The 22,952-nt window shown below is 58.1% G+C and carries 14 protein-coding genes and 8 pseudogenes; 12 read left to right on the plus strand and 10 right to left on the minus strand.

Features of this window, described 5'->3' with window-relative positions; all coding sequences use genetic code 11:
* Nucleotides 1–143: 143 nt before the first annotated feature.
* From CBM2586_RS31020 to CBM2586_RS31030, 3 genes and pseudogenes are all read right to left on the minus strand, one after another.
* Nucleotides 144–1,244 (minus strand): IS5 family transposase, encoded by a 1,101-nt coding sequence (locus tag CBM2586_RS31020; RefSeq protein WP_115691555.1) that lies wholly within the window; start codon nt 1,242–1,244, stop codon nt 144–146.
* Nucleotides 1,245–1,373: 129 nt separating this feature from the next.
* Nucleotides 1,374–1,472: pseudogene (locus CBM2586_RS31025) on the minus strand (branched-chain amino acid ABC transporter permease); the annotation flags it as partial.
* A 9-nt stretch (nt 1,473–1,481) separates the two neighbouring features.
* Nucleotides 1,482–2,044, minus strand: a pseudogene (locus CBM2586_RS31030) (IS3 family transposase); the annotation flags it as partial.
* An 87-nt stretch (nt 2,045–2,131) separates the two neighbouring features.
* Between CBM2586_RS31030 and CBM2586_RS31035 the strand changes: the two are divergent.
* Nucleotides 2,132–2,629 (plus strand): annotated as a pseudogene (locus CBM2586_RS31035) (transposase); the annotation flags it as partial.
* 30 nt (nt 2,630–2,659) lie between these two features.
* Here the strand turns inward: CBM2586_RS31035 and CBM2586_RS31040 are convergent.
* Nucleotides 2,660–3,973: a cytochrome P450 gene (locus CBM2586_RS31040; RefSeq protein WP_012354727.1), complete on the minus strand. Its 1,314-nt coding sequence runs from the start codon at nt 3,971–3,973 to the stop codon at nt 2,660–2,662.
* A gap of 597 nt (nt 3,974–4,570) precedes the next feature.
* A complete protein-coding gene (locus tag CBM2586_RS31045; protein WP_012354729.1) occupies nt 4,571–5,695 on the minus strand; it encodes a M30 family zinc metallopeptidase in 1,125 nt (374 codons plus the stop codon).
* A gap of 524 nt (nt 5,696–6,219) precedes the next feature.
* On the opposite strand from CBM2586_RS31045, the gene CBM2586_RS31050 reads away from it, so the two are divergent.
* On the plus strand, nt 6,220–6,675 hold the full coding sequence (locus tag CBM2586_RS31050) for a hypothetical protein (protein ID WP_012354731.1): 456 nt from the start codon (nt 6,220–6,222) through the stop codon (nt 6,673–6,675).
* Between the two features lie 71 nt (nt 6,676–6,746).
* On the opposite strand, the gene CBM2586_RS31055 is transcribed toward CBM2586_RS31050, so the two are convergent.
* Nucleotides 6,747–8,075 carry an IS4 family transposase gene (locus tag CBM2586_RS31055; protein ID WP_012354732.1) on the minus strand — a complete coding sequence of 443 codons (1,329 nt, stop codon included), beginning with the start codon at nt 8,073–8,075 and terminating at the stop codon, nt 6,747–6,749.
* Nucleotides 8,076–8,237: 162 nt separating this feature from the next.
* On the opposite strand from CBM2586_RS31055, the gene CBM2586_RS32345 reads away from it, so the two are divergent.
* Nucleotides 8,238–8,750, plus strand: a complete 513-nt coding sequence (locus CBM2586_RS32345; protein ID WP_145987529.1) for a hypothetical protein — start codon at nt 8,238–8,240, stop codon at nt 8,748–8,750.
* A gap of 150 nt (nt 8,751–8,900) precedes the next feature.
* Here the strand turns inward: CBM2586_RS32345 and CBM2586_RS31060 are convergent.
* From CBM2586_RS31060 to CBM2586_RS31070, 3 genes and pseudogenes are all read right to left on the minus strand, one after another.
* Nucleotides 8,901–9,332 (minus strand): annotated as a pseudogene (locus CBM2586_RS31060) (transposase); the annotation flags it as partial.
* Nucleotides 9,314–9,736: pseudogene (locus CBM2586_RS31065) on the minus strand (helix-turn-helix domain-containing protein); the annotation flags it as partial. The pseudogenes CBM2586_RS31060 and CBM2586_RS31065, both read right to left, overlap by 19 nt.
* Before the next feature lie 268 nt (nt 9,737–10,004).
* A complete protein-coding gene (locus CBM2586_RS31070; RefSeq protein WP_012354735.1) occupies nt 10,005–11,375 on the minus strand; it encodes an ISNCY family transposase in 1,371 nt (456 codons plus the stop codon).
* 93 nt (nt 11,376–11,468) lie between these two features.
* Between CBM2586_RS31070 and CBM2586_RS31075 the strand changes: the two genes are divergently transcribed.
* The 8 genes and pseudogenes from CBM2586_RS31075 to CBM2586_RS31110 form a co-directional block, all read left to right on the plus strand.
* Nucleotides 11,469–12,238, plus strand: a protein-coding gene (locus tag CBM2586_RS31075; protein ID WP_232348031.1) for an IS5 family transposase whose coding sequence is annotated in 2 segments (ribosomal slippage) — nt 11,469–11,799 and nt 11,799–12,238 — 771 coding nt in all. Because the reading frame shifts where the segments join, the coding sequence is not laid out codon by codon here.
* 332 nt (nt 12,239–12,570) lie between these two features.
* Nucleotides 12,571–14,075: pseudogene (locus CBM2586_RS31080) on the plus strand (toluene monooxygenase).
* 24 nt (nt 14,076–14,099) lie between these two features.
* Entirely contained in the window at nt 14,100–14,360 is a 261-nt protein-coding gene (locus CBM2586_RS31085) for a toluene-4-monooxygenase system B family protein (protein WP_012354739.1), read from the plus strand.
* Nucleotides 14,353–14,703, plus strand: coding sequence for a Rieske 2Fe-2S domain-containing protein (locus CBM2586_RS31090; protein WP_018003718.1), 351 nt, complete (start codon nt 14,353–14,355; stop codon nt 14,701–14,703). Before CBM2586_RS31085 ends, CBM2586_RS31090 begins: the two co-directional genes overlap by 8 nt.
* A gap of 19 nt (nt 14,704–14,722) precedes the next feature.
* Complete coding sequence (locus CBM2586_RS31095; protein WP_012354741.1) at nt 14,723–15,040, plus strand: MmoB/DmpM family protein; 318 nt, start codon at nt 14,723–14,725, stop codon at nt 15,038–15,040.
* A 12-nt stretch (nt 15,041–15,052) separates the two neighbouring features.
* Nucleotides 15,053–16,050 (plus strand): annotated as a pseudogene (locus CBM2586_RS31100) (aromatic/alkene monooxygenase hydroxylase subunit beta).
* Nucleotides 16,051–16,606: 556 nt separating this feature from the next.
* Nucleotides 16,607–17,845: an IS4 family transposase gene (locus CBM2586_RS31105; RefSeq protein ID WP_012354743.1), complete on the plus strand. Its 1,239-nt coding sequence runs from the start codon at nt 16,607–16,609 to the stop codon at nt 17,843–17,845.
* Nucleotides 17,846–19,283: 1,438 nt separating this feature from the next.
* Nucleotides 19,284–19,707: pseudogene (locus CBM2586_RS31110) on the plus strand (IS481 family transposase); the annotation flags it as partial.
* 73 nt (nt 19,708–19,780) lie between these two features.
* On the opposite strand, the gene CBM2586_RS31115 reads toward CBM2586_RS31110, so the two are convergent.
* Nucleotides 19,781–20,608 (minus strand): sterol desaturase family protein, encoded by an 828-nt coding sequence (locus tag CBM2586_RS31115; protein WP_012354745.1) that lies wholly within the window; start codon nt 20,606–20,608, stop codon nt 19,781–19,783.
* 887 nt (nt 20,609–21,495) lie between these two features.
* Between CBM2586_RS31115 and CBM2586_RS31120 the strand changes: the two genes are divergently transcribed.
* Nucleotides 21,496–22,596 (plus strand): IS5 family transposase, encoded by a 1,101-nt coding sequence (locus CBM2586_RS31120; RefSeq protein WP_012354747.1) that lies wholly within the window; start codon nt 21,496–21,498, stop codon nt 22,594–22,596.
* The last annotated feature ends 356 nt before the right edge of the window (nt 22,597–22,952 follow it).

A 22,952-nucleotide genomic window follows, 5' to 3' on the forward strand; every position in this document is an offset into this window, starting at 1 on the left:
GCAGGCTGCTGAAGTACTCATCGCGCTAGCGATGAGTTTTTCCCCGCAAGGCGGGGAGCGCTGTTTTTCACAATCCGGAAGCCGGACGTCACTGCCTCGACTTTTTCCGCGTTTTGGCGCCCATTCCGGCCTCATTAGCGCGATTACTGCAACTGCGGACGGATTTGTCCCAGCGAGCGCATGCGCACGAGGTGGTAGGCGGCCATGCTCAGCACAAACATCTGATCGACTTTCTTCAGACCGCGCACCATCACCTGACGCATGCGCCCCACGGTCTTGACCCACCCGAAGCCCTGTTCGATCAGCTTGCGCTTCTGTTGCGAGACGGCATAACCGGCGCTGGAAGCAATGGCATCAGGAACGGCCGAGCGACGACCCGATGTGTTCTGCGCCACGTGGGGCGTCACCTTCATTTCCAGGCAGGCCTCAATGAACTCGTGCGCGTCATAGCCCTTGTCCGCGCCCACGGTGACTTCCACATTCAGGTCTTCAATCACCTGCCTGGCATCGTTAAGCATGACCTTTGCGGCCTCCCGCTCGGCGTGTCCGTCCGCCTTGGTCACCATGGCGCTAACCACCAGGCCATGGCGGTTGTCGCTCAGGGTATGACCCATGTAGCGCAGCTCACTGGATGTCTTGCCCTTGCGGTAGAGCTTGGCATCGGGATCGGTCTTGGATTCGTGTGTCTCGTTGCTGCGCTTGCGACCTTTGAAGTTGCCGCCGGCGTCATCGTCTTGGTCGTCGCCATCCTTGCGCACGAAGCTCTTGTGGCCTGCCCACGCCTGTATCAGCGTGCCGTCCACGCTGAAGTGCTCACCCGACAGCCAGTTCTTCTTCTGCGCGATGGCCAGCACCTCGTTGAAAAACTGGATCACCGCATCATGCTTGATCAGTCGCTCGCGGTTCTTGGTGAAGACCGTGGGCACCCAAACTGAGTCGTCCATCGACAGCCCGATGAACCAGCGAAACAGCAGGTTGTATTGCGTCTGCTCCATGAGCTGGCGCTCAGAGCGAATGCTGTAGAGCACCTGCAGCAGCATGGCCCGCAGCAACTTCTCCGGCGCGATACTGGGGCGGCCACCCTTGATATCGGCCTCGTACATCTGCGCGAACAGCCGGTCCATCTTCACCAGCGCCTGGTTGGCCATAGTCCGGATCGAGCGCAGCGGATGGGACTGCGGCACGAAATCCTCCAGCCTCCGCATAGTGAACAAGCTTTCCGTGAAGGTATCTGCGCCGCGCATGAATGTGGGATTGGATGGGATCCTCAAAGCAACGCTTCAGCCAGTCGTCGCGCTGACGTCCGCTGGAGGTATTTCAGCGGCCTGCTAGGGCCGCCACAAGAACGAGTTTCTTAATCATATGAGGCTCCATTAATTCTCTTTGCCAAACAACCCGGAAGGCCGGACGAGCAGTACCATGGCCATGAGGATGAAAACCACTGTTGCCAATAGCTCAGGGTAAAAGACACGGGCAGCCTACAGCGCCTCAATGCCCATGCGCTTCATCAGCGTGCGCACGTGCCGGCGGCCGACCGGGATGCTCTCCCGTCGCAACAGGCGGGCCAGCATGCGTGCGCCCGCGAAGGGATGCTCCAGATGCAGTTCGTCGATCCGGCGCATCAGCCTCAGATCCGCGTCGCTGATTGGACGCGGCTGGTAGTAGACGCTCGATCGGGAAATGTCGACCAGCTTGACCTGGCGGCTCACCGGCAGCGGGTGATCGCGGTCAATCATCGCTTTCCGCTCAGCAATCCCGCCTTGCCGAGCGCGTGCTCTAAAAAATCGTTCTCCAGTGTCAATTGGCCTATCTTTGCATGCAGCGCCTTCACGTCCACCGGCGGCTCGGCCGCAGTCTTGGTTTTGCCGCCGCCGAACACGTCCGCGGCGTGCTCCGCCAACTGTTGCTTCCACTCCGTGATCTGGCTCGGGTGCACGTCATACTGCTGGGCCAATTCCGCCAGCGTCTTGTCGCCCTTGAGCGCGGCCATGGCCACCTTGGCCTTGAAGGTTGCCGAGTGGGTCCGTCTGCTTCGTTTCGTCATCTTCTGGATCCTTTATGCCCGCCATTATGGCCGGCTCAGGCCCCAGCTCTTCCACTTAGCCGACTGTCCGAATTTCCGCCGCCACCTCTCTACGACCTGTTCCACGTTGTTGCCAAAGACGCGAGGTCATCGATCAGGTCCGGGTCGATCAGGCCAATCAACTCAGGCATGACCGACCCACCCGACGTCTCTTGAAGTCCACACGCTTGCTGCTGCCTAATCGCAGCAATCTGAGCGCCGGCCAGGCGGTCCATCTAAATGAGATTTTGGCCGCGACCCGGTCGCTGATGACCGTCTACATTCTGCGCGACGACCTCAAGCGCCTGTGGTTTTACCGTCGGCCTGGATGGGCGCAGCGGGCATGGAGCGACTGGTTTGAACAAGCGCAGCAAAGCGGCGTCGACCCATTACAGCAGTTCGCGCAACGCCTGAGCGTATTGGCACGGCATTGTGGCCCGATGCCGCCATGCGCTGAACATTAGCGTCGTCGAGGGCATTAACAACACTATCAAAATGATCAAGCGCCGGGCCTACGGATATCGCGACGAGGAATACTTCTTCCTCAAGATCCGGCGCAGCCTTCCTCGCTATTCCTCGATGAACCAAAAAATCACTCTATCGCATGAAACAGCGCAAAGGAAGATGCTTAGGCCCACCGACGAAGCTGGATGCGACCATCTCGAGCTCCCCAGCTGACTCCACGCGTTCAAGGCGCGGTATCATTTCCTCAAACAGGATGCGCATTTCCATCTTGGCCAAGTGCTGGCCCAGACAAATATGAGGCCCTGTTCCAAATGCCAGATGGTGGACTTCCTTTCGATCAATGCTGAACTCGAATGGTTTATCAAAGACATCTTCATCTCGATTCGCCGAGCCGTAGCACAGCATTATCCAATCGCCTTTGTGAACTGTGCGTCCTCGGATCTCCGTATCCGCAGACGCGGTACGCATGAAGTGGCTCACCGGTGACGCAAAGCGCACCGCCTCGTCGACAAATTGCGGAATCAGCGCCGCATCGGCTTGTAGTCGAGGAAGCAGATCAGGGAACTGGCTAAGTGCCCACATTGCGATCGCGGAGGACGATGATGTGGTATCGTGTCCCGCCGTGGCAATAATAATGTAGTAGCCCAAGCGGTTGGCATCGCTAATCGGTTCACCATTTACGACCGCGTTGGAAAGCAATGTTGCCATATCGTTACGTGGACTCGTCCTTTTGTCCGATGTCAGCTTATCGAAATAATGCCGAAAGTCTTCTACTACTGCTAGTAGGTTCTTTGCCAAGACATCTTTACCCGAAGCGACCTCTGCCTTCCCTCGATTGAGTTCTGGATCTTCCCCACCAAACAATTCTTGCGTCAGGACCAACATTTTGGCCTCATCTTCAGAGGGAATTCCTAGAATGTCCATTATTACATGCAAAGGATAATATAGCGCAATATTTCTAGAAAAATCTATGACCTCCCCTTCGTAATGCGCAAGTTTGTCAACACAGCAACGGGCCAGTCGTCGGATACGCTCATCCAGATTGAGCAGGCTGTCAGGCATAAACCATGACTGCGCCAGCGCGCGCATCTTCTTGTGCTCATCACCATCGAACTGAACTAGCGCCTTGACAATATGCGGAGACCCAGTGACCGAAATTATATAGTCGATTGCGGCTTTTGGTCGGCAAACAACAGAATAGTCACCGTTGCGAAATAGGCTGCTGTCACGTGAAATGGCGCTGACATCGGCATACTTCGTTGCAACCCAGAATGGGTCGAAGCCCTCAATAACGGCACGACCGAATGGATTGTTGGCACGAGCCCACGTATAGACGGAGTGCAATAGCTCACGGTCTGAGTAAGTCTTTGGGTCAACCAAAAGCTTCGCGATGTCATCGGGGAGATCGAAATTCGAGGTGGTGGTAATTGGGGCCAAGATAAACATACTCCAAAGATAGATTCAAGATCGCGCGAAGCCATTCCAATGCTTCCGATAATGATTGGTAAATTTTCTATATTGAATCGATCATAAACACAATCAAACAAGTAGAGCGGCATCGAGTAATGGCGCTAATGGTCTGTAATTTGACGATGAAAACTGGTGCTACGCCTCTACTAACCGGCATCAGATGCTCTTGTTGCTTACCGCGACAGATTACTGAGGGGATACACTAAAGCAAAAGTGGGATAAAGATCGTTATGGCCCAGCCACTTGTGGCGGGCTCTTTACTCGTAACGAAGGTAACCACACTCCCCGGGACGGCGATCTTATTACGACGCCACGTACCGTTACGTGGCGACGACTTACCAATCGCGCCTCAGTCAATGGTACACCTTCCAGTTCCCAGCTTTCATGGGTCGCTGTCTCAAGTATGATCTTTGGGAAGGGCTCATTGCCCTTGATGTAGATCTCACCGACCAACGTCAGATGCTGTCCCTCGGTTGGTCCCACAGCGCATGCAGCAACGCTAAGGGCAACTAGCAAAGCAATCATGTGAGTCATAGGTCCATAGAAGATGTGGTTGACGGCACTCTCTTCGCATCATTGAATCACGACGGACAGTGAGGAGTGGGGCGGAATCTTCACCGTTTCGCTATACATACCTTTCACATGCTCCCGGACTACTGGCACGTTGGCATAGGGGTGGAGCTCCGCGGGCACCATTGAGAACTGACTACGATCATTTAGAAATGCGCCCGTGTTAATTTCAGGCAACACGAATCCGTCTTCCTCCCGCAAAGGAAAGCCAAAGCCGACTGGGGCGGGTTCCTTCATTAGTGCACCTGATGTCGCGGCAAAGTGGCGAAATTCCTGTTGGAAGCCGGAGGTTGCTGCCGTGTCTCGAACTGAAGATTCGAGAACCGCCATCGAATCAGTGCTGCTAACGTTGGTAAGAAGATGCTTGTAAAAGCGCAGTCCGAGATGACGGTTGAGAGATCCACCGAGCGATCCCCAGATTGAATATCCGTTGCCAGGGGAGACGAAATCGCCTGCTAGCGTGTCGAGAACCGCTTGACTCACCTTTGTTGGATCGATTTCAGTTGTCTCTACCCAGAAATTGACAATGGTGCCGTCAGCTGTCATGAGTTTACGAACCAATGTTGTGGAGCGAGTCGTATCGTCCGCTAGATACCAGATTTTCACACTACCGTTATCCAGTCTACTAGGCGACAAAGAATAGCGTGGAGCATAACTTTGCTCTTTGGCGTGCACTCTCCATCCGTCTCGATTAAAATTCGATATTCTGCTCTTAAGCGCTTCCGTGCTGTCATCCAATCGTAGTTGCTCGGCCACGAAGGAATAGTTCCGCGCCGCCACAGCAATTGTCGGCATAACTTGTGGAGTTCCGGTTTGATTAGTGAAAACGAGCGTTACATCCTGCCCGTTCAGCCCTGAGATGCTGATGGGAACTTCCACAGCCGAGGATGTGCTATTAACGCTTTCCCAAACACCTATGCCGCTACCAGAATTGGTGTGTGCGTCCAGCGCCCTGCAGTTCGAGCAGCTCTTCTCGACCGGAGCCGAGGTGGTGGTGGTCATCGTCTGCGGGTCGGGCGAGGCCGTGGGATCATCACCGTCACCACCGCAAGAGGCTAGCATGATAGATATCAGCGCTGCCTGAGCTATGCTCCGAAAAAAATGCAACACGCGCTGCTTGTACGTCATATATCTTCGCTCCTTTCGCGATGCGTTTTTTGTAGCATTTGCGGGTAATTCCTAACGCAATGATGCCGACTGTCATTCTATATATTTCTGAATTTAGTATGAGATGTCATTCGACCGTGGTGAGACACGTCATGTTAGCATGTAGTAGCATCCAGCGAAATCTATGCCACTCAGTGTAGATTGGCAAATTGTGATTGCCACTCTGCAAGTGGTGTATGAATTTTTTCGCAATGCGGTAGAATTGGAATTCAAGCCGACAATTCGCGCCATCACTTTGTTCATTTCGTGACGCGCAATTACCGGGGGTCTCGTAGGCATCGATTTGGCCCGTTTCGCACGAGGAAACTCGATAAATAGGCGCGCATTGACGCTTGTCAAGCTATGTCGCTGCTGTCGATGCCAGCATATTCGTTGTACTAGGTGAGTCGATGTTTGAGTTCTGCGTTCAACATCCAAGTGGAATCGAAAAAGCGGCTTACGCAATGCAAGATACAAAAATTCCGCACAATCCGAGAAGGTGGAACATGACATACAACATATTAGCTTTACTGCCATCACTATTGCCCGCGGCAATAGCATGGGCAAAGAGCATGACCGACCCTGTAATTCGGAACGGGAGCGCTCTAACCGAACAAGGTCTATCGGTCGCTAGTGCCGTTGGTGTTGCTATGCCGGAACGCATCCATATCGCAATGGTCGATAGTCTCCCGATGCCCCAAGATGAAACACTACGAAACGTAGTCTGCTCAACAGGATTGTTCGGTCCGGATACGGTTGGATTGACACTGGGATACGCCATATTGATTGCGGAAGGTCATGCTACACGGCGCTTGCTTACACATGAGTTCCGGCATGTTCATCAGTATGAAAAGGCTGGTTCAATTGAGAAATTTCTCCTTGCATACCTAGCCGAAATTGCGACCTTTGGCTATTTTGATGCACCGCTTGAAATTGACGCGCGCGACCACGAACTGCATTGAGACGGAGATTCGCCCCTGCAGGCATGGCGAAATAATAATGGCCACGTCTACCCCATTTCCTTATACGGAAGTCATGACTCTTCCCTCAGTGTTTGAATAGTGAGCGCGGCGTCCATGGTTCGCTGCATGCCGATCCAGATCGTCTTGGCGCCGGGCTCGCCATCGTTCTTCCGCCCAAGGAACCCGCCCAGGGAAGCAACCAACCGAATCATCTGATTGAGTGTGACCGGTGTCTTCGGGCGAGCTTTCTTGGAGAGCACGTATGCCCCCCGAATCTCGTCGGCATCGAAGAACAGCGACGCATCCAGATCCGGACAGGTTCTGCCCAACCGCATCAGGCGGGCAATGCGCCATGCCACCACCATATACAACGCCAAGGCCCGCTCCACACGATCCATGTGCGATAGCTGTAGCGCCTCGACCTTGCAGCCGGTCTTCAGGACATGGAAGAACATCTCGATCTCCCACCTTGCCCGATACCATTCAACAAGTTTGTTGACCGCATCAGCGTCCTGCGCTTCTCGGTTCGTCACCAATCGCCAAACCACTGGCTTGACGCCTGCGGGCGCTTCGATCTCCCTTGCCGCCACACAGGTGAACTCCGCTCCGACCAGACCCGGCAGCTTCATACGCTGGGCGCGTAGTTCCTGTTTGACCTCGCGCGCCTTCTGGCCTGCTCGCCCTGGCAAGATAAAGGTGATTTCCCCGAGTACCGGGCTGGCGTCGACGCTATCCCACAACTTGCCGCCCTCGGCCAGGTTGCGGTTGTGTTGGCTGCGGATCAACCAGTCGGCCGGTTGGCCAAGTTCCTGGGCGCGCGCCATCAACTCGGCAATATCACCCTCGCGGTCTGTCACATACACCAGCCGTGTCTGCGGCAATAGCGCGGCTTGCTCCGCAACCCGTTCATATCCTTCAATCCAGCGTACGCTTTCCTTGATCCCGCCCCGGTTGCCATCGGCGTCCTTGGGCTCCCGAGCCCACATCCAGGCATCGATCACCCCCAGCGGCTCGCGGTCAGGCGTCACCGCGTAGGTCGGATGCAAAAACATGCCCCGCTGGGCTTCATAGGTCAACGGACCCAGCCCGTCGATCTCCTGGCCATTAAAGTTCAATTCGGTTGTATCAGCGATGCACAGCACCACCGGAAACTGCGCGGCCCTCGCTGCAGTGCGCTCCCAATGCGGCTGCATTACGTCCCGCCAATCGATCTGCTCATTGCCGAGAAACCGATATGCCGCGATGGTTTGCGACCAGTCATCGCATGCGCCGGGGATGCTCGCCGTCGGCAGAGCCGCAAACCGCTTGAGCAGCTCCTTGGCGCGCCGATCCCGCCCCGGATCACCAAGATCCAGACTCTCGAATTCCTCGTCCACCCATGCCCCCGACTCGTTGCTCATTGCTGCGCGAAAATCCGAGAGTAAACGCGAGTCTGGCGAAGTTAACAACCCCCTTACCTCGAAATTCCCGGGACTTCAAGCTCCAAGCCTCGCCGCGGAGACGGTCCTACTTCCGTATAAGGGGATGCCTCAAAAGACCGCTTTCTCTCTTTGGAGCACACTATGATCGAATCCCTTAAACAAAGCGGTACGAAACGCACATGGCGTCGCATTCGCGTGAGGGGCAGCTGGCTGCCAGACCATGCCTTTGTGTGGGCGTATTGGAACGGCACCATGTGGAACGGCTTTACTGTCCCGATGTTTACCAGCCAGGACGCCAGCAATCTCTGTGCGGTGATGCCGAGCCTCGTGTACGTTGAGGCTCGCCAAGTCTTTGCTTTTCCTTTGCTGTGCCGTCTTCGCTTGCTGCGCCGCCCAGCCGACCTCGCCGAATACCTGTCGGGGTTTCGAAGCGCTGTGGCTGGATATTGCCGGAACTGTCACGGTCGTCCGGGTCCGCCCAGTCACGATTGCGGAGAGCGGCGGCATGATGTCCGCGAAAGGCCAACACCATTTGTCAAAGCTAAATTGAAATCTATGGTCAGCCCGATCTTTGCAAGGTTGAGGTCGATGATCTGTGGCTTGCCTAAATCTATCCAGAGTCTGCTTGGAGATTGCTCTCCCGCTCCACGATGAAAGTCGCGCCCGGTAGTATTAAAAATGTCCGCACTTTGTGGTAGCTATACAATTTGTCAGGGTGTCCACCGGGCCACTGGGCCGTTGGGTCATCAATGTCAACGTCGCAAAGCCTGAATTAACAAATAATCCTGCGCGGTCAGCCCACCTTCAGCTCGCCGCGGCCACGGGGATTTGGTAATCACTGCGGCGGTACAGCAACGCCCACGCTATGCTTGCAAGCTTATTGGCCAAGGCACACGCGACGACGTTTGGATGGCGCCGTACGAGCATCTTCCGAAGCCAATCCCCAAGCCCATCCGTTCGTCGATGAAGACGTGTCATTACAGAGCATGCGCATTGAATCAGCAGGCAACGTATGCTTTTGTCGCCTCGCTTACTGATACCGAGCAGAGCCGGGCGACCGCCAGTACTGTATTGCCGCGGCACTAGCCTTATCGATGCGGCAATGTCACGCCCGGAGCGAGAATTCTTTGCATCCCCCAGTTCAGCGGCCAACAAGCTGTCGGTAATGGCTCCAATGCCCGGGATGGCAAGCAGGCGCAGAGCGTTGTCGTCTTCCTTAAGCTGCTGCGACAGTTCCGCTTGACCTGGTCGTCAAGGCACTTGAGCGGGACCCAGAAACCAGCGTCGATCATGATCCGGCGCACCGTCTCGGTGGCCAGGTCGATGCCATGGCGCTCGCGCAGCTTCTCGGCGGCGAGCGTCGGGCCGAAGTCGGCGTAGCTGCCGCGAATCAGGCCGCGCACGCGGGACTCCAGCCCCGACGGCAGCTGGCGGTTGCTGTCACGGCCGCGCTTACGCGAGCCCAGGCCACTCGGACCATCCTCGCGGTAGCGCAGCACCAGCCGTTCCACCTGGCGCCGCGACAAGCCGAGCTTCTCGGCGGCGCGCCAGACCGCCAGGCCATGGTCGACCACGGCCTGAATCACCTTGAGCCGATCGAGTTCGCGCATCGTCGTCGTGATGGTCTCGGGCTTGCGCATCGCGGCCTCCAGTCTCGGACAGACGGAAAGCCGCCAGCATGCCAGCCTGGGCAAGGGGGTACGTCATTTCTATTTGGCTCAAATGCGACATTACTATTTGGGGCCAACACGTGCTGTCAAAGCTAAATTGAAATGTCCGGTCTCTGGCTAAGTTGAAATGTCCGGTTGATCGGCTATTGGGGTGAGCGTAGGGCGGTAGTGCTGTCCTGACGTGACTGAGTCCAAGCCGTGCTGCCTGAGCCCTGTTGAACTGCCAGCGCAAGCTGAATCAGTTTTCCGTTCCGTTAAGCGGCCACGGCTGCTCCTGCAGCCTTTGCAACGCTTCCAACATATCGTTCTGGCCGAGCGACCGCTGCGATTTCTTGCCGGGCGGCCGTCCACGCTTGCGCGGAACCCCCTCCGTGCCAGGCACAGAGAGCGAACGCGTGTTATCGCGCTTCTCCTGCACGTATTGCGCCAACTGCAGCACATGTCCCAGGCGCTTGTTGTCCACGATCGCGCCCTGGTCCACTTCCGACAGCCGGTCATAGGTGGTGTAGGGCAGGGCGGCGCCATTAGCCCGCGGCTCGATCCTGCCATCTGGGTAGTGATAGACGTCGATGTAGCAGCCAGCCAGCTTGCGATGCTCCGGCGGGTCCGCCAGCAGGTAGAGCATCTTGTCGTACTGGATCGTCAGGCTCTTGGACACGCAGCGTGGCTCGCGCCACGCGAAGATCAGATCCAGATTCTCGTCCGGTCGCAGCGGTCGATGGGCGTTGTGGTTGTTGCGCGGCACCTTGGCAAAGCGCGCGTTGTAGTCGGCGATGAACTCCGCCATGAAGCCATTGGCCGCCTCCATGGTGCTGATGCCACGCAGGCGCAGCTCCTTGACCAGCCGGTCCTGCAAGGTCAGGTGTGTCCGTTCCACGCGGCCTTTTGCCTGGCTGCTGTTGGCGCAGATGCCTTCGATGTTCAGTTCGAACAAGGCCCGCGCAAACTGCGTATGGCCGTCGCCGCTAGTTGCTCCTTGCTTGTTGACCCGGAAAACGCTGGCCTTGTCACTGTAAAACGCCACCGGCTTGCCGTGGCGCTCCAGGTAGGCGCGGGTCGCCGCGAAGTACGTGAACGTGGCCTCCGAATGGGTAAAGCGCAGCTCCATGATCCGGCTGGTGGCGTCGTCGACATAAACGAGCAGCGTGCAGGCAGGCGCGCGTTCCTCAAACCAGCGGTGATCGCAGCCATCAATCTGAATCAGTTCGCCATAGCAGGCGCGCCGATTACGAGGCTGATAGACCTTGAGCGGGCGCTGTTTGCGCGGTACCCACAGGCCGGCAACCATCATCAGCCGCCGGACCGTTTCCTTCGCCAGAGTGAGCCCGTGTGCTTCGCGCAGCTTCTCGGCCGCCAGGGTCGGGCCGAAGTCGGCATAGTGTTCCCGGATCAGGCCGAGCGCTGCGGCTTCGCGCTCGCCAGACAGACGGTTGTTGCTGGGTCGGCCGCGCTTGCGCGAGACCAGCCCGGCTGGGCCTTCCAGCCGGTAGCGCTCCAGTAACCGCCGCAGCTGCCGGTCAGTGATCTCCAATCGTTCGGCGGCCACGCCAGGCCGCAACTGACCATCCATGACCGCCTGGACGGTCTTGAGCCTGTCAATCTCGCGCATGCTTAGAGACCGTTTCAAAAAGACCCCGAGGGGGCTGTTAACCTTTTCGGCAAGCTGTTAACCTTGGCCATCTGAACGATGGGAACCGAGGGGATGAGCGCGCCGATCATCGATGACGAGCTGTGGGCACTGATCGAACCTTTGCTGCCGCCGCCGAAGCCGCGACGCAAGAAATATCCAGGCCGCCTTCCGGTTTCGGATCGAGCTGCGCTGAACGGCATCTTGTTCGTGTTCAAGACCAGCATACGCTGGTGCGACCTGTCGACCAAGTTGGGATTCGGTTCGGGTCCGACCTGCTGGAGGCGCTTGCGCGACTGGCAGAAGGCTGGCGTGTGGAAGCGATTGCACGAACTATTGCTGGCGAAGCTTCGCGAGGCCCACGAACTCGATTTCTCACGAGTAGCCGTCGATTCATCGTCGGTGCGAGCCGTTGGGGCGGGCGAAAAACTGGCCCGAACCCCACGGATCGCTCGCGACCAGGTTCCAAGCACCACATCCTCGTCGATGCAAATGGCGTCCCAATCAGCGCAATCCTGACCGGGGCGAATCGCAACGACGTCACCCAATTGCTGCCGCTCGTCGACGCGATCCCGCCCATTCGCGGCGTGCGCGGCCGACCGCTTCAGAAGCCAAAAGTCATCTACGCAGACCGAGGCTATGACTCCGAGCCACATCGTCAGCGGCTTCGCGAGCGCGGCATCAAGCCGGTGCTTGCCAAACGCCGGACTGAGCACGGTAGTGGTCTGGGCAAGTTCCGCTGGGTTGTCGAACGTACCCAAGCGTGGCTTCACAACTTTCGTCGTCTTCGCATTCGCTTCGAACGTCGAGCTGACATTCATGAAGCGCTCCTCAAGTTCGGCTGAATTCGATGCACCTGGTATTTCCAGTAGGCGTCCATGGTTGGGCCGAATGAGTCTTTCCCCTTGTCCCAGTGGTGGATTTTGATGCCTTCGTAGGTGTCGTAGGGAAATCCACAAGGAACTGGCACCTTGTTGCGACGCCCAGATCCGGGCCTCGAAATCCAATGGAGTACCCGCCATTCCTTACGCTCCCACTGCTTTGCAGTGCAGCATGACTATATCGCCATGCCCGCTGGCATTACATTTGCACAAGGGAATGCGCTCCGGATCTGCGGCCTTTCGCAACCGGGACTGCAAAGCAAGAAGGACATGACATCCACCAAGGAGAATATCCCATGGCGCTTTTGGAACGCGCAGCGTGGTACGACATTGCCCGCACAACGAACTGGACGCCGACGTACGTCGCCGAGTCCGACCTTTTCCCGGAGGTCATGGCAGGGCACAGGGCGTGCCCATGGAAGTCTGGGAAACCTATGACGAGCCCTACAAGACATCGTATCCAGAATATGTCCGCATTCAGCGCGACAAGGACGCTGGCGCCTACTCCGTGAAGGCCGCGCTGGAGCGCAGCCGCATGTTCGAGAACGCCGATCCCGGCTGGCTGTCTATCCTGAAGGCACATTACGGCGCCATCGCGCTCGGCGAATACGCAGCGATGAGCGCCGAGGCACGAATGGCCCGCTTCGGCCGCGCGCCAGGGATGCGCAACATGGCGACGTTTGGCATGCTTGACGAGAACCGTCACGGGCAATTGCAACTCTACTTTCCGCACGACTACTGCCCAAAGGATCGTCAGTTTGACTGGGCGCACAAGGCCTATCACACCAACGAATGGGCCGCGATCGCTGCCCGCAGTACCTTCGACGACCTATTCATGTCGCGCAGCGCGATCGAGATCGCCGTGATGCTTACGTTTGCCTTCGAAACCGGTTTCACCAACATGCAGTTCCTCGGGCTGGCGGCCGATGCGGCGGAAGCCGGCGACTTTACGTTCGCCAGCCTCATTTCAAGCATCCAGACGGACGAGTCACGGCACGCGCAGATCGGCGGCCCGGCACTGCAGATCCTGCTGGCCAACGGGCGCAAGGAGCAGGCGCAGCAGCTCGTGGACGTGGCCATTGCACGCGCATGGCGCCTGTTCTCCCTGCTGACCGGCACGTCGATGGACTACGCTACGCCGCTGCAGCATCGCAAGGAGTCATTCAAGGCGTTCGTGACGGAATGGATCGTCGGCCAGTTCGAGCGCACCCTGATAGACCTCGGTCTCGACCTGCCCTGGTACTGGGACCAGATGATCAATGAGTTCGACTACCAGCACCATGCTTACCAGCTGAGCATCTGGTTCTGGAGGCCAACCATCTGGTGGAATCCGGCCGCCGGCATGACGCCGGACTGCCGTGATTGGCTCGAAGAAAAGTATTCCGGCTGGAATGACACGTTTGGCAAGGCCTGGGACGTCATCATCGACAACCTGCTCGCGGGCAGGAAGGAGCTCACCGTCCCCGAGACGTTGCCCATTGTGTGCAACATGAGCCAGTTGCCAATCTGCGCGGTGCCGGGCAGTGGCTGGAACGTCAGGGATTATCCGCTCGAGTACAACGGCCGCACGTACCACTTCAATTCCGAGATCGACCGTTGGGTTTTCCAACAGGACCCCGTGCGTTACCGCGACCACCTGACCCTGGTCGACCGTTTCCTCGCCGGGCACATCCAGCCGCCCGACCTGGGGGGGGCACTCCTGTACATGAACCTCGCCCCCGGCGAGATTGGCGACGACGCACACCATTGCGCATGGGTGGCGGCATACCGCCGCCAGCGCGAACAGAACAAGACCGCCTGATGCGGCCATCAGATGGATAATGACATGGCACTGTTTCCAGTGATTTCGAATTTTCAATACGACTTCGTGCTGCAGCTCGTCGCCGTCGATACGGAGAACTCGATGGACGAGGTAGCGGCGGCCGCCGCGCACCATTCAGTCGGCCGTCGCGTAGCGCCTCAGCCCGGCAAGGTCTTGCGGGTGCGGCGCCAGGGGAGCGACCATTTCTATCCCCGCGACGCCCGGCTCGGCGACACCGATATCAAGCCGATGGAGTCACTCGAATTCATTTTTTGCGATGCATAAGGACACCAAAAATTTCCAGACAGTCTCCACACTCGACGAGCTGTGGGAAGGCGACATGGCCGAGGTCGTGGTGGACAGCCACGTCATCGTACTTGTCCGCCCACGAAGCGGCACGCCACGCGCATTCCAAGGCATCTGCCCGCACCAGGACATTCCGCTCGTAGAGGGAAATTTCGACGGGCGCGTACTGATGTGCCGGGCCCACCAGTGGACATTCGACGCCAACACAGGCAGGGGCATCAACCCCAGTGGATCCCGTCTCGCAGAGTATGCCATCAGGGTAGATGGTGACGACATACTTATCGCTGTCGAAGGCGTCGAACCACTGTTCGCCAATTGCTGATATTGCAAAGGAATCGATCATGAGCAGGGATCACAACACCGCCGAGGCGTACCGAAATAACCGCGTCGGCCCCGTGCTTCGCGCCAGCAGCATCACGTCCGGCGTCATCGAGGCCGCGCGGGAAGACAATCCGGGTAAGGAGATCCGTGTCGACGACAAGCTCGCATACGTGCGCATCGACACCGACGGCGAACTGATCCTGCGCCGAGCTACGCTGGAGGATACGCTGGGCCGCCCGTTCAGGATGTCCGAGCTGGAGGTCAACCTCAGCTCGTTCGCGGGCCGCATCGAGACCACGGACGACTACGTCCTCTTCTATTACAAAAAGACGCTGTAACCGGAGACGAGCATGACTACTCAACCGGACGTCCTCAAGCCGCTAAAGACCTGGAGCCACCTGGCCGCGCGGCGGCGCAAACCAAGCGAGTACGAGATCGTCTCGACGAATCTGCACTACACGACCGACAACCCCCACGCGCCGTTCGAACTCGATCCGAATTTCGAGATGGCGCAGTGGTTCAAGCGTCACCGCAACGCCTCGCCGCTGAAACACGCTGACTGGAACGCCTTTCGGGACCCCGACGAGCTCGTCTACCGCACCTACAACATTCTGCAGGACGGTCAGGAAACCTATGTGTCCGGTCTGCTGGACCAATTTTCCCAGCGCGGCCACGACTCCATGCTGGAGCACTCCTGGGCCGGCACGCTGGCGCGACTGTACACGCCGGCACGTTATCTGTTCCACACACTGCAAATGGGATCGGCCTACGTGACGCAGATGGCCCCGCCTCCACGATCTCGAACTGCGCCGCCTACCAGACCGCCGACTCGCTGCGTTGGCTCACCCACACCGCGTATCGAACGCGAGAGCTGTCTCAGATCTTCAGCGACGTGGGCTTTGGCACCGACGAGCGCAGATGCTGGGAGCAAGATCCGGCCTGGCAGGGTTGGCGCAAGCTGGCCGAACACGCGCTCGTTGCATGGGACTGGGCAGAGTCCTTCGTCGCCTGCAGTCTAGTATTGAAGCCGGCGATGGAGGAAGTGGTCTTGCGCGGGCTTGGCGAGGCGGCGCGCCACAACGGCGACACCCTGCTCGGCTTGCTGACTGACGCGCAGCTTGCCGACGCCCAGCGGCACCGGCGCTGGGCCGGCGCGCTCGTCCGCATGGCCCTGGAGACCCCAGGCAATCGTGACGTGCTGGCCGGCTCGATTTCCCGGTGGGCGGGGCTCGCGGACGATGCGATTGCGGCCTACGGCGCGGCGTTGCCCGACGCGCCGAACACGAAGGCACGTGCCTGCGCGGCCGTGCGCGATTTCTGGGACATCATCGGCCTGGCGGGCCTGTAACGCAAGAAGTGTCGGGAGATGCGACTCGACAGCCAGCATTGGAGCCCTATGAAATGCCAGATCGATCCGAAGGCGGCGCGACGTTCACCGTAGACGCGGAAGAAGACACTCTGCTGCGCAGCCCCGCGCGCCGGCATGACCTGCCAGCGGCGGTTCGAGGCGCGTCCACTTCTTCTATGGCGCCCGGCGCTCCTATCGACGTCCTGGAGAAACTCGCCGAAGACGAGCGCCTTGCGCGCTGTCGGTGGTACTGTCCGTACCGCAGAGCGCCTGGAAGAGTCCAACGGGTTTTCGAGCGTACGCTGACAGCTCGGCTCGGCAGTTACGACTTCTATATTTGCAGGCCTCCTTGAGCGAAACCGCGCAGGTGCTCCCGATGCACCAGGTGCGGACCCAATCCACCCAAGTTTAGCCGTCAATAGAATCGCGATTTGCCCCCGCGAACGCTTGACATGTGACGAGGTTCGAGCGGCCGCCGCCCTGCTTGCGCTGGCTGTTTAGCGCAAGCAGGGCGGCGGCCAATAGAGGATCGCTTCTCGATCTTCGCTTGGCTCTCATGCCCCTGACCGATTTGTTCGCTTCGCTTACCGAATATCTGCACACCAAGGTCTTTCACGATCTTGCTCGCCATCCCGAACGACCCTCCGCATTCACCCGTCAGCGCAAGCTCACTCTGCCGACACTGATCGCCTTCATGCTTGGCAACTTGCGCATGGGCGTACAAGCCGAACTCGATCAATTCTTCGCCGCGCTCGCGCGCCAGAACATCTTGCGCCGTTGCGTCAGTGAACAAGCCTTCGCCCAGGCTCGCAGCAAACTCAGCGGCGATGTCTTTGCTCACCTCAATGACTGGCTGCTTCGGCAGGTGTCAGACCATTTGCCGCGCTGGCATGGCTTTCGGCTAGTCGCCGCGGACGCCTCACACCTGCGTTTCGCCATCCGCCACAGCCATCTGCCTCGAGCCGCCACTCGCGATCAACTCGCCTTCGGCCTATACCTGCCCGGGGCCGAGATCATGCTCGCCGCCTCACTGCACAGCGTGCACGAGAACGAACGCCAGATCCTGTTCGAGCATCTGGACCGCCTGCAATCCGACGACTTGCTCTTGCTCGATCGCGGCTACCCCGCCCGCTGGCTGGTGGCCGTGCTCAACCAACGAAAAATCCCTTTCTGCATGCGCGCCGACGGTAGCGGCTTTGCTGCCGTGCGGCACTTCGTCCGCTCCGGTCGCGACGAGGCCATCGTCACGCTCCCGGCTCCAGCCCGAAATGACGCGCGCGACTATGAGTGTGCGGCTACTCCGCAGACCGTCCGGCTGATCCGGCAGATCTCGCCAGCCGGCAAGGTGCGCGTGCTCATCACCAATCTGCTCGACATGCACCACTATCCGGCTGCCACCTTCCGCGATCTCTATCACCAGCGCTGGCGCCTCGAGGAGGCGTTCAAACGCCTCAAACACCGCATGGCACTCGAACATCTGTCCGGCCTCTCGCAGTTGGCCGCCAGGCAGGACTTCGGCGCCAAAATCCTATGTGACAACCTGCACGCCCTATGCTGCCTCACCGCCGCGCAGGAACATGACATTGACTCGGACCATCGGATCAACCGTACCTACGCCATTACCGCGCTCAAACCTGTCCTGCCTGCGGTTCTGCTCGGCCTGCGCTGGGCCAGGGCTGCTCTGAATGAGACCTTGGCCTTGATCGCAACACGTATCCATCGCGTGCGACCGGATCGCGCCAAGCCCCGTCCGCCTCGCCAGAAGCCTCATCATGCTGCCTATAAGGCTTGTTGATGCTTACAGTAACTTGGGTGGATTGATTTCTCCCCCCCGGGATGTCGGATGGGATCGTTGAAGAATTGAGTAATCGCTATATTATTGACGCGCTCCGGCGACATAAGGTCAACGTCAGGGATATTTCGCTCATTATCGATGCAGCACCCGCCTCACACGAAGCATGTCAAGTATTTTCGATTCCCACTGCCTACCCAACATTGCGCCGCCTCTACAGCCTGAAAGCGAATAGTCCTACAACGTCAGTTATTGGCGTGGTCGAATCCCCGTTCGATCGGCTAGCTTGCTCTGCGAGCTTTGAAGCGACCTACTAAATCATGCCGCGTCGACCCTCGTCGTGATCAGCCTATTGACTCCCACACATGCTCGATATTGAAGTTCAGGAAGAGCCGCCTCATCACCGCATTGCCCCAACAATTTCCCTTTCGGCTGATGCTGAAAATCTCCTGATGCTACCTGTGCATGGCTTAATATTCATCGCTCACCTACCGGGCAGCTTAGACCGGTCGTCGCAAGTACAGAAGACTGGGCAGATTGCAGATTTTCATCTACGGCTTTGGCGGGTGTCGCCAACCAAGCGATTTTTCGAGGTCTGCTATTCAGCTCATTGGCAACGGCCTGAATCTCTCGAGTGCTCCAATGGGCCAGGACAACCGCTCGACCCGTTCGTGACAGGAAGGTTACTTTCAAGCGGCGTCCGAGCGGATCTGTACAACCTTGCCCCATGGCGTTAGTTCGGCGACGCGGGTGAAGTGGGAGGCGAGCAAATACGCCGCAGGTAAGCCTCCGAATCGAGATCATTCAGGTTGGCTAGAGCCACCGCCGAATAGACGGCGGCGCCGCGTTCGCTGCTACGTCCGTTGTCGACTGACTTAATGCGCAGCCCATCGGCTTCGTGGTATCGCTTTTGGACGATACCTTGCTCAGCGCCGAGCGTAGCCAGACCTCGAAGGCTTACGCCCGTTCCTGTCGGACACGCTTTCGCTCGTAGGGCGCTTCTCGCGGATGTCAGCGTCGTTCCTGCGTGCCAGGAGAGATAGTGGATCTTTCGTCTAGCATGGGCAAGACATCCAACCCCTGAACATGGCGTCTTTATAAATGGAGTTGTAGCTTGCGACCGTGTCGGTGCAGAATTCTTCTGAAGCCTTTCACCAGGGCCGAGTTCTGCGGGAAGAGCGGATCTGAGTTCCTCCCTGACATACGTTCATCGAGGTGCCAAGCGGAGCCCGGTGCGACGCGTCCGGCGTTCGCCCGACGGGGAAACTGCGCGCCAAACCAGTCACACCAGTTCCGCACCCACTCGGTGTTGAAGCTCACCCCGCACTGGATGTGAAGCTGTAATGCGTTGTATCGTGGCTCATCTGAACTGAGTCTGGAAAACCGGAAGTCGCCAAACACCCAGACTTCCAAGAGCTCAGCCGGATGAAAACCCATAAGAATGCCAACCTTCGCCCGCCGACCCGAGATCCAAGACATCACCGAACATGGTCTGAGTGTCCCGAAGCAACCGCTTAGCCATTGCGTTACAGCACCGACGGCTCAAGTGGCTGGGCCGTTGTCTGGCCGGTAGCGTGCCGACGCTTCGTCCCGGCCGGGCCGCTCGCCGTGGAGGACCCGTCCAAGGCCCTGTTGATCGTGGAGTTGAGCCAACGGCGTATGCTCCAGCGGCAAATCGCCCGCAATGTTGGTGTTTCCGAACCCACTGTAGCCGGTGCTCGCGCGCGCTAGCCTGTCCAGGCTCGCGGGTCTTCAGCCACGCGAGCCCGTCATGCGCTTTGAACAGGCCGCTCCGGGTGACCTGCTGCACATCAATACCAAGCTCGGTCGCATTTGAGCGGCCCAGCCACCGCGTGACCGGCAACTCCGCGATTCAATTGGCAGCAACACAAGTGCGACAAGCCGTCATGAGGTGTGCACCGCACTTAATCGATAACCTTAATTCCGTACGCCACTTCCGACCGTCGCTTTGCGCCAGCGGCTTTGGTCAAAAGGAAACATAAGGTAATCGCGCACCGTGATCGGTTCAGACTGGCTTGCGAGGCCAACTTCCGGCCACTCGTCCTTTGTCGGCCAGTACGCCGTACGGAAAATCGTGTCCCAGAGCGTCGTAAATGTCCCGAAGTTTCGGCCCCTGTGACGCGCTTCTATTGAATGGTGAATACGATGGAACTTGCCATCCCCGACGATGTATCGTAGCAGCCCAAGATGAATTCGCGTGCTCGAGTGAGACAAGTGGACCTGAAAGGCAATCAGCGTCAGGGCAACAGTTGGCACGACGCCAGATTCGAAGCGGATCAGAGCGAGCGGCATTGCGACGAAAAAAGCATAAATAAGCGGCTCAGATAAGTGATGAGCACAATTCCAAGCCGTCAGTTCGCGGATAGAATGATGGGTGGCGTGCATGCGCCACAGGAATGGAATAGCATGCTGTGCACGGTGCATCCAGTAGCGGAAGAAATCAGCGGCAATTGCGACTAGAACGCCTGAAAGAACGCCGAAGCCCGCGCTAATAATTGCGTTGTCAGAGTGAAACAACGTCCCGAAATTCACCGTCAGGAGCGGCTTGACCCCTAACCATTCAAGAGCCACAGCGTAGACGTGCCAGACAACTGCAGCGAACCCAAGGCGAATGATCCAATTTCGTACTCCGCGAACATATGACGCAAAACTGTATCGATAAGCCGGAAACATCAGCTCGAGCGCGACACAGACGGTAGCGAATATCGCTACGAACTTGAACGAGTTTACGAAAAACCCGGCCATCTGATTTACATCAAAAAGGTGCAATTGTCTACTCCGTCAACGAGGCTGTATGCTTTCTGGTGGAGATTTTAGGCCAATGGAAACGCGATATGTCGCTCAAGCCATTTTCGCTCGGATCGCGCGCACAAAAACCAAGCAATCTTGACGTTACATTCCATGGCGTATTCACACAGAGATCTGCCACCGTTGGAATCTATCACGGATAGGTCGACATTTCTCGAAGTTTGGCAATCGATTGTTTGGATGGGACTCATTCGAATCCCAAATGACTCTCACACCTCCGCAGTTCTGGTCTACGCCGGAATCTCAGAAAATCCCGCCATAACGGCAAACGGGTTATGACGCAGGGCCGCTGTTCGATGAGGATTGTCGAAAAGGTGGCGGCGATCCTGACAGTATCGACAGACCCAATGTAGATTGGCTGGACCGGATCCAGATGTCGCTGAAGGCCGCCAGCGCCACATCGTACTAGCCATCGGTGTTGGTCGAGCGCATGGGCGTTCAAGTTTGGAGACGAGCCCGCCCAGGCCGCACACGCCGATGCCGGCCTTGAATACCGTTACGCCACCTGACAGATTGACCGCGAAGAAGAACGCCTTGGTCGGGACCATGTGCGACAGGATCGTTCTCGCGATCGCATTGCTTGCATTGATTCAGCGCGTTGAAGTTCGATATCTTTAAAACTCAAAGCCGAAATGCAAGACCTCGAATTTTCGGCCTCAGTGTGCGAGAACGGGTAGTTGAGGATATCTCCGACCGGACACGGTTCCAGGCCGGCATGGAGCGTTTAGCTTGGGAACTAACAGGCCGCTGAAATACCTCCAGCGGACGTCAGCGCGACGATTGGCTGAAGCGTTGCTTTGAGGATCCCATCCAATCCCACATTCATGCGCGGCGCAGATACCTTCACGGAAAGCTTGTTCACTATGCGGAGGCTGGAGGATTTCGTGCCGCAGTCCCATCCGCTGCGCTCGATCCGGACTATGGCCAACCAGGCGCTGGTGAAGATGGACCGGCTGTTCGCGCAGATGTACGAGGCCGATATCAAGGGTGGCCGCCCCAGTATCGCGCCGGAGAAGTTGCTGCGGGCCATGCTGCTGCAGGTGCTCTACAGCATTCGCTCTGAGCGCCAGCTCATGGAGCAGACGCAATACAGCCTGCTGTTTCGCTGGTTCATCGGGCTGTCGATGGACGACTCAGTTTGGGTGCCCACGGTCTTCACCAAGAACCGCGAGCGACTGATCAAGCATGATGCGGTGATCCAGTTTTTCAACGAGGTGCTGGCCATCGCGCAGAAGAAGAACTGGCTGTCGGGTGAGCACTTCAGCGTGGACGGCACGCTGATACAGGCGTGGGCAGGCCACAAGAGCTTCGTGCGCAAGGATGGCGACGACCAAGACGATGACGCCGGCGGCAACTTCAAAGGTCGCAAGCGCAGCAACGAGACACACGAATCCAAGACCGATCCCGATGCCAAGCTCTACCGCAAGGGCAAGACATCCAGTGAGCTGCGCTACATGGGTCATACCCTGAGCGACAACCGCCATGGCCTGGTGGTTAGCGCCATGGTGACCAAGGCGGACGGACACGCCGAGCGGGAGGCCGCAAAGGTCATGCTTAACGATGCCAGGCAGGTGATTGAAGACCTGAATGTGGAAGTCACCGTGGGCGCGGACAAGGGCTATGACGCGCACGAGTTCATTGAGGCCTGCCTGGAAATGAAGGTGACGCCCCACGTGGCGCAGAACACATCGGGTCGTCGCTCGGCCGTTGCTGATGCCATTGCTTCCAGCGCCGGTTATGCCGTCTCGCAACAAAAGCGCAAGCTGATCGAACAGGGCTTCGGGTGGGTCAAGACCGTGGGGCGCATGCGTCAGGTGATGGTGCGCGGTCTGAAGAAAGTCGATCAGATGTTTGTGCTGAGCATGGCCGCCTACCACCTCGTGCGCATGCGCTCGCTGGGACAAATCCGTCCGCAGTTGCAGTAATCGCGCTAATGAGGCCGGAATGGGCGCCAAAACGCGGAAAAAGCCGAGGCAGTGACGTCCGGCTTCCGGATTGTGAAAAACAGCGCTCCCCGCCTTGCGGGGAAAAACTCATCGCTAGCGCGATGAGTACTTCAGCAGCCTGCTAGGGAGGTGACTTGGCGGGCTTCGTGTCGATGGGCTTTGTTACTTTACCTAGGGATACTCTGCACAAACGCGAATCGAGTGTGCTTGGCCGTTTAACAGGAAGCTGAATGCGCCACGACGCCAACCTATCAGCTCGGAGCGAAGCTATCTCGCACGCGCGAAGCAGCATTCGCGGGCTGCGCGCGAGGCATCGGCGTGAGCCAGAAACGCGC

Source organism: Cupriavidus taiwanensis (assembly GCF_900250115.1).
GTDB classification, from domain to species: domain Bacteria; phylum Pseudomonadota; class Gammaproteobacteria; order Burkholderiales; family Burkholderiaceae; genus Cupriavidus; species Cupriavidus taiwanensis_B.